This window comes from Vibrio sp. 16 (assembly GCF_963681195.1).
GTDB lineage: Bacteria > Pseudomonadota > Gammaproteobacteria > Enterobacterales > Vibrionaceae > Vibrio > Vibrio sinaloensis_D.
Window position 1 is genome coordinate 872,168 of sequence record NZ_OY808997.1, and the last position, 10,279, is coordinate 882,446.

The 10,279-nt window shown below is 44.8% G+C and carries 9 protein-coding genes; 3 read left to right on the forward strand and 6 right to left on the reverse strand.

The features are described 5' to 3' along the window. The first annotated feature begins 7 nt into the window (after positions 1-7). On the forward strand, positions 8-1,435 hold the full coding sequence (locus U9J37_RS03925; RefSeq protein ID WP_043886685.1) for an NUDIX domain-containing protein: 1,428 nt from the start codon (positions 8-10) through the stop codon (positions 1,433-1,435). A 20-nt stretch (positions 1,436-1,455) separates the two neighbouring features. On the opposite strand, the gene U9J37_RS03930 is transcribed toward U9J37_RS03925, so the two are convergent. Beyond that, positions 1,456-3,093 (reverse strand): methyl-accepting chemotaxis protein, encoded by a 1,638-nt coding sequence (locus U9J37_RS03930; protein ID WP_005470620.1) that lies wholly within the window; start codon positions 3,091-3,093, stop codon positions 1,456-1,458. A gap of 147 nt (positions 3,094-3,240) precedes the next feature. Beyond that, complete coding sequence (locus U9J37_RS03935; protein WP_005470741.1) at positions 3,241-4,047, reverse strand: Cof-type HAD-IIB family hydrolase; 807 nt, start codon at positions 4,045-4,047, stop codon at positions 3,241-3,243. A 165-nt stretch (positions 4,048-4,212) separates the two neighbouring features. Between U9J37_RS03935 and queE the strand changes: the two genes are divergently transcribed. Together queE and queC are read left to right on the forward strand one after the other, a co-directional pair. Further along, positions 4,213-4,863 carry a 7-carboxy-7-deazaguanine synthase QueE gene (gene queE, locus U9J37_RS03940; RefSeq protein ID WP_005470618.1) on the forward strand — a complete coding sequence of 217 codons (651 nt, stop codon included), beginning with the start codon at positions 4,213-4,215 and terminating at the stop codon, positions 4,861-4,863. Positions 4,864-4,875: 12 nt separating this feature from the next. Continuing rightward, the gene (gene queC, locus U9J37_RS03945; RefSeq protein ID WP_043886684.1) at positions 4,876-5,583 is read left to right on the forward strand and encodes a 7-cyano-7-deazaguanine synthase QueC; all 708 of its coding nucleotides are present in this window, start codon (positions 4,876-4,878) and stop codon (positions 5,581-5,583) included. Here the strand turns inward: queC and U9J37_RS03950 are convergent. From U9J37_RS03950 to U9J37_RS03965, 4 genes are all read right to left on the reverse strand, one after another. Beyond that, positions 5,531-7,501: a diguanylate cyclase gene (locus tag U9J37_RS03950; RefSeq protein ID WP_322413903.1), complete on the reverse strand. Its 1,971-nt coding sequence runs from the start codon at positions 7,499-7,501 to the stop codon at positions 5,531-5,533. The genes queC and U9J37_RS03950 overlap by 53 nt on opposite strands. A 138-nt stretch (positions 7,502-7,639) precedes the next feature. Further along, the gene (locus U9J37_RS03955; protein ID WP_322413904.1) at positions 7,640-7,993 is read right to left on the reverse strand and encodes a DUF2750 domain-containing protein; all 354 of its coding nucleotides are present in this window, start codon (positions 7,991-7,993) and stop codon (positions 7,640-7,642) included. 88 nt (positions 7,994-8,081) lie between these two features. Beyond that, complete coding sequence (locus U9J37_RS03960; protein WP_005470626.1) at positions 8,082-8,693, reverse strand: OmpA family protein; 612 nt, start codon at positions 8,691-8,693, stop codon at positions 8,082-8,084. A gap of 1 nt (position 8,694) precedes the next feature. After that, positions 8,695-9,999, reverse strand: coding sequence for a TolC family outer membrane protein (locus U9J37_RS03965; protein WP_038138120.1), 1,305 nt, complete (start codon positions 9,997-9,999; stop codon positions 8,695-8,697). Between the last annotated feature and the right edge of the window lie 280 nt (positions 10,000-10,279).

The following is a 10,279-nucleotide window of genomic DNA, read 5'->3' on the forward strand; positions in this document are numbered from 1 at the left end:
AACTAGAATGAATAATCGTTTCAACGGGCTGAGTTACTTTTTTTTAATTATTTTAAGCGTTATGGCGTTCTCGTCGTATGCGCAGAGCGAAGTGGGCAACGTAAAAGGCGCGGCGTGTATCATTCGCGCTGACAACAAACTCGTGATGGTACACGAGATCATTACCAAAAAACTCTCCCTCCCCGCAGGTCGAGTTGAGCCTGGCGAAGATCCCGCGATCGCGGCTCAACGTGAAACATGGGAAGAGACAGGTCTGGTTGTAAAGATTGACGGCGTGTTAGGTCGCACTAAAGATGCGGTTTTTTATGACTGTGTGTCTGAATCTGACATTGTGTCTTTCCAGTTCAACAATATCTACGATGGCTATGAGCTGCCAATATGGTTTGCTCCCCATTATGGCGTCGAGATCGCCTCAGCAATGCTTGTTAACCCAGACAATATTCCTGCGAGCGATTACCGCTATCCGGCACAAATGGAGTGGGTATCGCAGTTAACCAAGAAGGCGACGGATCAGTCGGTTGTGTATGTGGGGAACTTGGTTGAGGCAGCCCCCGGCTTTAACCAGATTGAATTAGCTTGGATGCTTAAATTCCAACACCTTGTATTGTCTTTGCCAGAGAGTATCAAGGAGATGGTGCGTGGCGTCATCATGAGTGGCAATATGCTGTCAGAGCCCTTCCTGCTGATCATTTTGTTGCCGTTGGTCTTTTTGCGATATGGCAGAGCGTTTACCTATAAGATCTTTTTTGCTGTCACGGTGACCTCTCTGATGAGTCTTGTCGCCCAGCAAGGCTTTGCGTTTCCGAGGCCGCACGTGTATCTCCCAGCCGTTGAGTTGGTGCAGACCTACGGTTACAGTTTTCCAAGCACGCCAGCCGCGATTTGGCTTTGTATTGGCGTTCTCATACTGAACGAAGAGAAGAAGCTCTCTTTGAATCCGACATCGTTAGGTTTTGCCGTGTTGATGGTTTGGTTAGGGATGGCTAAGTTCTACACCGGCTCTGCGTTTATGATCGATATCGTAAGTGGTGCTTTGCTCGGATTCTTGTGCGCTTGGCATATCATTCGCTTGGAAGGCAAACAGGAAGTCAACGCTATTGAGTTACTTTCTTCGAAAGTAGTTTGGTTTATGCTTCTTGGAATATGTACTGTGATGGGGCTATTCTGGCCAAGTCCAATTGTCGTCTATTGGTTGGCGATTATCGTCACGGTGTTGGCATTGATTTTTGGCTTGAAAGAGGGAGAGGGCGCCAGACAGAGTAGGACAGTCTATTTGTTGATCTTCGCTCTTTTGGCGGTCAACGTGGTTATCTCACTTGCGGCGAGCATGCTCTCCTTTAACACTATGCTCGCATTAAGCGTCGAGGCAGCAAGATACCCAGTGTTAATTCTGATGTTTGTTTTCGCTGTCGGGAAGTTCAAACAGGCTGCGTAGTGCAGCCTGCTCTTGTTCAATTAACACTTAAACTGAGAAACCAGCTCATCTAAGCGTTGGCATTGCGCCCCGAGTGAATCCAATGAGCGCTCAGCAGTGTCAACCGTTGTCACCATGCTATTGCTGTTGTGGGCAATTTTCTGGATGTTTGCATTGAGATCTTCACTGACGGCATTTTGTTGCGCTGCTGCCGCAGCAATCTGAGCATTCATCTCATTCATTCTACTGATTGCAGACAGAATCTCATGGAGCGAGTGAGTAGCGCTACTTGCTGAAGCGATGGTCTCTTCACTGCTTGCTTTACTTGCTTGCATCACTTTTACAGCTTGTTCTGCACCGGTCTGAAGTCGTTCAATCATTGCCTGAATTTGACCAGTACTTTGCTGTGTGCGGCTTGCTAGAGAGCGTACTTCATCAGCAACAACAGCGAAGCCTCTTCCTTGTTCACCCGCACGCGCCGCTTCGATCGCAGCATTCAATGCGAGCAAGTTCGTTTGTTCTGCAATTCCACATATGACATCAAGTATTGATGCGATGTTTGCCACATCTTGATCAAGTGTGTGAATCACTGAACTGGCGTTGTCTACGTCATCAGCCAGCCCTTGGATAGAGATAACCGTTGACTCCAATACTTGGTTCGTACTTTGAACTTCATCTACCGCGTTGCTGCTTGCTCCAGCAGCATCTGTCGCATTATCACTGACAGAAAGGCTTGTTGCCTGCATTTCATTGACCGCAGCAGCAACGAGTTCGCTTTCCTGCTGCTGCTGATTGGTCGATTCAGAAATCGACTGAGCAACGCTTGCTAAATGAAGCATCTCGCTACGAATGGACGCTGTGGTTTCAACAACTTGTTGGATTGTGGTTTGAATCTTAGTTGCGAAGAGGTTAAACGCTTCGCCAAGTTGACCGATCTCATCATTAGATTGGCTGATAATGCGTTGGCTTAAATCGCCGTCACCTGATGAAATCTCTCGCATCGCACTGGTGATGTTCTCAATCGGTTTAACGATGACTCGAATCAGCAGCCAGCAGGTGACTACCGCGAGTATGATCACCAGTAGCGTGCCGATCTCCAAAGTCAGTTCTGCTTTTTGTTGGGCTAAGGTATTTTCTGTTTGTGTTTTTGCACGTACTTCTTCAATCAGGTCTTTGACGACATTGAGCTGTTTGCGTACGGCAATAAACTGCTGTTCAAAGGTCTCTTTGTTTCTATCATATTGAAGTGACCAGTCCGCTTTAGGGAGAGTAATGAACTGCTCATAGCTTGCAAGCCAATCCTCGCCTAAGGAGACGAGCTTCTCGACTTCTCGCGCCGCTGATTTTGGCAGAAGGCCTAACTCGATGAGTGAGTTGGCATGTCTCATCCTTGGTAGCGCTTTGTAGGCGTTGTCTTTGTATTCAAATAGGTGATGCTCGACTTCGTCATTGGATGACGCAAGCACCAAACCTTGCACTGCGGAAGTGGCTTGATAAAGATCGCGATAAGCATCTTCAATCGTGAACAAAGCGGGTAGATAATGTTGTTGGATCGAATCGGAAATCTTCGCTTGCTGCTGCGATGTCAGCACATTAAGCATAGAGCTAACGCTGAAAAGTAAAATGAGAAGAGAGAGTGGTAACACAATCTTCTTTTTGATCGATAAATTGGAAAACATAGTAGTAGCCTGTAACAATTGGAACAGACTTTATACTAACAATGCCTTTAGCGTATGTCGTTTAAGGTTATGATTTTTAACAATAAAAATTTCTATCGTAAGGATAAAAGGCAATAAAATTTATCCTATTTATTGCCTTTTGGTTAATCAGTTGAGTACAAACTCTTCGATGACTTTAGCAACGCCATCTTCATTATTACTGGTGGTTATGTAATCGGCGATTTGCTTGGTTTGTGGCATGGCATTACTCATTGCAACGCCAAGTCCCGCATACTGAATCATATGGTGATCGTTTTCCGCATCCCCAACACAAATTACTTCGCTTTGGTTAATACCGAGAAACTCTGCAATAGCACTGACACCGACACCTTTATTACTATCTAGGTTAAGAAACTCGAGAAAAAACGGCGCGCTTTGTACGATTGTAAACTCGTTATGCAAATGGGCAGGGATTTGCTCTATTGCACGAGTGAGCTTGGTCGGCTCGCCAACGATCATCGCTTTGATGATTGGATGATCATCGGTAAGAGTTTCAAAGGCCATTTCTGTTACAGGTACTCCATTAATCGTCGATTCGATATCTGTGTATTCGTTTTGTTTGGGTGTGATCAGACCATGTTCAACAGAGAATGCGTGGCAATCTAATCCTAAACTCTCAGCGAGCTTAGCGACCTGCTTAGCTTGTCGACCGTCAATCGTTGCTTGGTGAATAACTTTTCCAGAGCCGATTTCTTGCACGACAGAGCCGTTGAAGTAAACAACAAATTCGCCTTGTTCAGTTAGCCCCAATTCACGTAATGCGCCTTTCATTCCGTCAAGTGGTCTTCCTGATGCCAACACGACTTTTACGCCTTGTTTTCGAGCGGCTGCGATGGCGTCTTTTGTTTTACTACTGATGGTTTTGTCGCTGGTTAACAGTGTCCCATCCATATCAAGTGCGATCAGTTTATACATAACTTACCTAAAATAAATACATCAAAGAGTCGCAGGATAAAGGTTAGTAAAGTAATGATCAATTTATGAAGAGGTTGACCTTCTAACCTAGGTCATTTAAGGTCTCCGTCCTGCAAAATTTTGCGATTAAGTTAGGCTGAGAGTAAGTTGTATAAAGTTAACGAGATGTTTGAAACCATTCAGGGGGAAGGGGTCTTTACAGGTGTCCCTTCTGTATTTGTTCGTCTTCAGGAATGCCCTGTTGGATGTGCTTGGTGTGATACCAAGCAAACGTGGGATGCAACACCACAAGATGAAACAAGTTTCTCTGAAATTATGAAAAAAACACAAGACTCGCCAACTTGGTGCCAATCGTCAGCGCAAGGCATCGTAGACGAGTACCGTAATCAAGAGTATACCGCTAAGCATATCGTGATTACGGGCGGAGAGCCTTGTATCTATGACTTAACACCGCTTACGGAAGCCTTCGAAGCGATTGGCTGCCAATGCCAAATTGAAACCAGTGGTACTTCTGAAGTTCGAGCAACAGACAATACTTGGGTGACAGTGTCACCAAAGGTGGCGATGAAAGGAAAGCTGCCAGTTCTCGATTCCGCACTTGTTCGCGCCAATGAGATAAAGCATCCCGTCGCAACGCAAAAAGACATCGATCAACTTGATGAGCTGCTTGAGCGCGCTAAGGTCCCAGAGACCACTGTGGTTGCATTGCAGCCGATCAGCCAGAAGCCAAGAGCCACTCAGCTCTGTATTGATGTATGTGTAAAGCGTAATTGGCGCTTATCCATTCAAACTCATAAATATCTCAGCATCGCGTAAAGGATAATCAAGATGAAAAAAGCAGTCGTCGTGTTTAGTGGTGGTCAGGACTCAACCACGTGTTTAGTCAAAGCGCTAAAAGAGTTTGATGAAGTTCATGCCATTACCTTTGATTATGGCCAACGTCATAAATTAGAAATTGAAGTGGCAGAGCAACTGGCAATCAAACTGGGTGTGAAGGCGCACAAAGTAATGGATGTGGGTCTGCTCAATGAACTTGCGATCAGTTCTTTGACTCGCGATGACATCCCAGTTTCACACGAGTTGCAAGGTAATGGATTGCCGAACTCATTTGTTCCAGGACGCAACATCCTGTTTCTTACTTTAGCGGGTATCTATGCTTATCAAATTGGTGCAGATGCCGTGATTACAGGTGTTTGTGAAACGGACTTTTCTGGCTACCCAGATTGCCGAGATGAGTTTGTCCGTTCGATGAACAATTCTCTGGTTCTCGGCATGGATAGAGCGTTTAATATTGAAACGCCGCTCATGTGGTTGAATAAAGCAGAAACATGGGCGCTGGCGGATCAGTATGACGCGTTGCAGCTCGTTCGTGAAAGCACTCTAACTTGCTACAACGGCATTGTGGGAGATGGTTGTGGAGATTGCCCTTCGTGTGATTTACGTAAAGCAGGTCTCAATGATTACCTATCCAACAAAGACGCGATTATGTCTGAACTGGTGCGTAAGCAGAGCTCTCAAGATAAATCGGCTCATTAAACGCGTCAATCGTACGGTTCTTGCCCGTTTGCTTCACTTGATACAAGGCTTGATCCAAGATCGAATAGAGCTCATCAAAGTCAGACAATGGCTTTGATGTGGCCAGATACGCCATACTGGCAGTAACATTTAGCTTTTGGCGACTCTCAGATTGGAAATAGGCCGTCGATATTGAATTATGCAGTTGTTCAACTCTGTCGGCCACATCGAGCTCATCAACTTTTGTCATCACAACGACAAACTCTTCCCCTCCTAAACGACCAAACAGATCACGGGCAGTGCATTGACTCTTGATCGCCTCTGCCACCTTTCTTAGCGCTTTATCGCCAGTTGGGTGGCCATACAGGTCATTGATCTGCTTAAAATCATCCAAATCAAGTAAGATTACAAGATGTTTTAAGCGAGAATCACTGATTTTTGGTAGCAGCTTAATATCACGTATGGTCGATGCTCGGTTTTTCGCTCCGGTCACCGCATCGAGCTCCGCAACGTTTAGCGCGCGCTTTCTCGAATAGGAAGAGAAGATCAACAAGCCAATAAGTGCAGCGCAGCCAGATGCAAAAATGTGGAATAATGACTTATATTCACTAAGTTCGTCTGCGAGTTGCTCGTTTTTCTCCATCAGATCAGACTGCTGTAGTTGCTGGATGTATTCCCTTTGAGCAGTCCCCAAAGCAAGGTAGGCAGATTGATGCTGTTTGTCACGTTTACTGATTTCAGCGGTCACGTAAGCTTGGTGATATTGCAAGGCTTTTTGATACTGTTCCTGCGCCTCGGCAATATCAGATAGGCTCTTCAGCGCGTCCCCTTTGAGAGGAGCACTGCCAATGGCATCCGCTAGGCTTAGGGCGTTGTTGGCGAAGTCCTCAGCTCGAATGTGCATGGATTGTTTTTGGTATGCTTCAGAAAGAGTGAGGTAGATATCGCCCCTGATTTGGTCATTTCCTTGAATAGAGGCATTTTCCAATGCTTCAAGTAAAAATGCGTTGCCCACATCGTAACTCTGCAATGCAATGTTCGCTTTGCCTAGCCCCAAAAGCGCATAAGTTAGCCCATAAACATGGTTGTATTTTACTAACGTGCGCCGTGATTGTTCGAAATGATGGATGGCTGATTCATAGTCTTGCGCACTAAGTAAAATATCCCCCATGCTGTGATGGGTTTGCGCCAAAAGGAGTTCGCTTTTTGATTCACTACGAAGTTTTAAAGCGATATTGGCGTACTCTTTTGCCAGTGGTAGGTTACCAAGGTTTTTGAGTAGCAAAGAAGCATCATTATATACACCGGATGGATCGACATGGCTCGGTATGATGGCGAGATATTCTTGATAAGCCTTTAGTGCGCTCTGATAATTCCCTAAATACTCTTGGTTGTTTGCGATAACGCGAAGCGCGAGATATTTCGGTAGTGTAGAGTGACGGCTATCGTCTAAATGTGTGTTAAGTGAAGAGCAATAGAGTGCGGCTTTGTGGAACTGACCCTGCCTATTGAGTGAGCGACATAGGTGATACTCAAACAGTATTTTGCCATTGAGATTGTTGGTTTCCATCGCATGGCGCAAAAGGGTTAAGTAGCCTTGTTTCGCTGCTCCAAACTTCAGGTGCTCTTCACTGTTGAGAGCGGAAATGAATGTTTGCTCAAGACGAGAATACTCCTCTTGATGAGGGATTTGATTTCCATGGTAAGGCTGGCCACGCAAGATCATGAATCCGTGAATTTTTGAGCTGACATACAGCTTCTCAATGCTTGGAGAAAGAGCGTTATAGCGATCCTGCAGCATTGCCAGCGCTCGCTGCTCATCGGATGCTAATACTTGATTGTAGGCTTGTTCCCAACTTGCAAGGTCATCTTGCGCAAGAGTCATGGGAGATAGCAGCAAAGTAACGAGTGTTAACCTAGAAAATAGACGTGTCATCATTATAGTTTTATTTAGATTTTGACGTCATTTTAGTACTGACCGTCATTAACGCACAATATGTGGTTATCGGAAGGTTGAGAAATTGCGAGGTAGGATCGTTTCGAATAAACAAAAGCGCCCGTTAGAGCGCTTTCGATGTTAGTTAAGGTAAAGCTTTGCTAGATCACTTGGCTCTAGCTCTTTGCCCTCAAGCGTTACGTTCCAGTTAGTGCCAACCAAAACGCCATCTTCTGCAAGCGTTAGTAGCCAATCTTCAACAAAAATATCGAGAGGGATTTCTAAAACTTCGAAATCTGCCCACTCTTCAACATTGTGAGCCACTGCATCTTCTTTCGCAGACCAGAATGGCATAACTTCGCTATTCTCAAATTCTGTTGAGTCACACGATAGCCAACCTTCTTCGTTGCGTAATCCCCAAACCAGTTTGTTTTGTTTGCTTTCAGCAACGAAAAGATCAAGGTTTGCTTGAATGTCTGAAGTTAATTTACTCATGAGGTTATTCTCTTAATTGCAATCGGGGATAGGGTAGCACTGATGGCGGATAATCAAAAATAAAAAGGGAGCTTTACGCTCCCTTTGCTTATTTCTCAATCTTGGTGAAGATGGTCCATTCTTCTTTTACCTGACCTTTGTGGCCAATGACGCTTGCAACAACCTTACGGTTTTGTGCGTGCGCTTGTTCATCATCACCTTCTACAGATAAGTTAGTATCACCAAAACCGACGATAGTTACGCGGTCGGCGTCAAGTTGATAGTCCAACAACAAGTTCTCAACCGCTTCGGCTCTTCGCTTAGACAGTTCAAGGTTGTAATCTGGGCGACCCACTTTACTTGCATAACCTTGCAGCTCTACAGTCGTCGATGGGTACTCTTCTAGGAAGTCTGCCAGTTCACGAATCTGAGTCATAAAGATTGGTTGAACGACATCTGAGTCATTCGCGAATAGGATGTGGAGATCAATCTTTTCTGAGGTGTTGATGTAAGTGCCACAACCGTCGTTATCAATTTCAGAACGAGCAGGTGTTTGTGGACATAAATCTCTCGCGTTGATCACGCCATCTTTGTCTTCGTCGAGCAGGTCATCAATTTGATTCGGTACAGGTGTCGCGATGTACTCGTACTCATCTTCTGCGTAGGCAACACCAGTAGAAAAAACGGTTGCGAGTATTAGGGAGTGTACTAGTGTTTTCATATTAATATTCTACAGCCTCGTTCCATTCATCAGGAGTGTCCACACGTAGCGCTGACAACAAACCACCTGTCGCGTTCATGACTCGGTATTTAGCATACTGTTCATCATATTTTGCGTCCAAATAACCTTTACGCGCCTCAAACAATTCGTTCTCAGTGTTCAAGAGATCCAATAGCGTACGTTTACCCAAACGGTATTGTTTTTCATAAGCGATAACAGTGTCTGATGCAGAATCAACATGGTCAGCTAGGAATTCTTTTTGCTGAACCGTTAAGTCTAAAGCACTCCACGACAAGCGTAAGCCTTCTTCTACTGTTCTAAAGGTGTAGTTGCGAAGGTCTTTAGCTTTGTTCAGTTGATACGCAGCACTGTCTGAACGATCTGAATCTGAGCCACCATTATAGAGGTTGTATCTCATACGAAGCATCGCAGAAAATTCTTCGCTCGAGCCTTCGATACCGCCTGCGTCTTCACGCCAAGTTTGGTTCGCTTCAAATGACAAGGTCGGGTAGTTGACACCTTTAGTTTGATCGAATTGAAATCTTGCTGAATCGACATCCGCTTGAGCGATTTTGATCACTGGGTGATTGTTCATCGCATCTTCAAGAGCATCATCGATGGTGAATGGAATCGCGTTCTGGTCTGCTCTAGGGAAGGTTAATCCTTGCGGTGCTTGACCAACAATGCGTTTAAACTGTGTATGAACGTCAAATAGGTTGTTTTGCGCAGCAAGCAGATTTCCGTGTGCTTTAGCTAGGCGAGCTTCAACTTGTGACATATCAGCCGTAGAGCCAATGCCGGAGTCGACACGTTTTTTGATATCACGATAAATTTCTTTGTGTACCGCTAAGTTGCTTTCTGATAGCGCGAGCACTTCATAAGCTTTCGTCGCGTCGAGGTAGATCTTAGTGACTTCTAGCGCGATGTCCTGTGCGTCAGCAAGCAATTGATAACGAACAGACTCAGCGTCAGCGGCTGTGCGATCCATGTCGTTTAGAGTTGCGTTTCCATCCCAAATAAGTTGAGTCAGAGTAATTGTTGCTTCTTTACGGGTTAATTCGTTTTCAGTTCCCGATGCAAGATCAACTTTTTCGTAGCCGATACCAGCATCAAGGTCAATTTTAGGGAGATAAGCGCCGACTGAGGCTTCTGAGTCGTAGAATTTGCTCTGAAACTCATTATACGAAGCCTTAACCTTAGGGTTATTCGTTATTGTATACGCGACAGCCTGCTCTAATGTTTGGCTATGCGCAGGAAAGCTAAGTGCGACGGCGCAGCTTAGTACTTTCAACTTATTCCAATTCACTTCAACTCTCCTTAACAAGCTGTGATTCGCAGGATCTTACTCAATTTAAAGTCTCATTTTTGAGAAGGTCTCTACGTAAACGTCAATAAAGTAACACTAATCGATTCAGTTATCTAATAGAAACAACAATAAATGGCTTAAAAAACAGCGATGTTGATAAATCTGTGAGTCAGCCTACCGTAATTGGTTTAAGGAGCGCCATACCTTTTATAAACTGATACAATTGAGATCTTCATTCAATATTTATGATTGAATAATGCAACATGTTTTTTATTGGTTG

What these genes read in the sequence shown, in the direction of transcription:
- U9J37_RS03935 (WP_005470741.1), bottom strand. Translation starts at nt 4,047, where the DNA reads ATGTATAAACTGATCGCACTTGATATGGATGGGACACTGTTAACCAGC.
- U9J37_RS03950 (WP_322413903.1), bottom strand. Translation starts at nt 7,501, where the DNA reads ATGATGACACGTCTATTTTCTAGGTTAACACTCGTTACTTTGCTGCTA.
- U9J37_RS03955 (WP_322413904.1), bottom strand. Translation starts at nt 7,993, where the DNA reads ATGAGTAAATTAACTTCAGACATTCAAGCAAACCTTGATCTTTTCGTT.
- U9J37_RS03925 (WP_043886685.1), top strand. Translation starts at nt 8, where the DNA reads ATGAATAATCGTTTCAACGGGCTGAGTTACTTTTTTTTAATTATTTTA.
- U9J37_RS03930 (WP_005470620.1), bottom strand. Translation starts at nt 3,093, where the DNA reads ATGTTTTCCAATTTATCGATCAAAAAGAAGATTGTGTTACCACTCTCT.
- U9J37_RS03960 (WP_005470626.1), bottom strand. Translation starts at nt 8,693, where the DNA reads ATGAAAACACTAGTACACTCCCTAATACTCGCAACCGTTTTTTCTACT.
- queE (WP_005470618.1), top strand. Translation starts at nt 4,213, where the DNA reads ATGTTTGAAACCATTCAGGGGGAAGGGGTCTTTACAGGTGTCCCTTCT.
- queC (WP_043886684.1), top strand. Translation starts at nt 4,876, where the DNA reads ATGAAAAAAGCAGTCGTCGTGTTTAGTGGTGGTCAGGACTCAACCACG.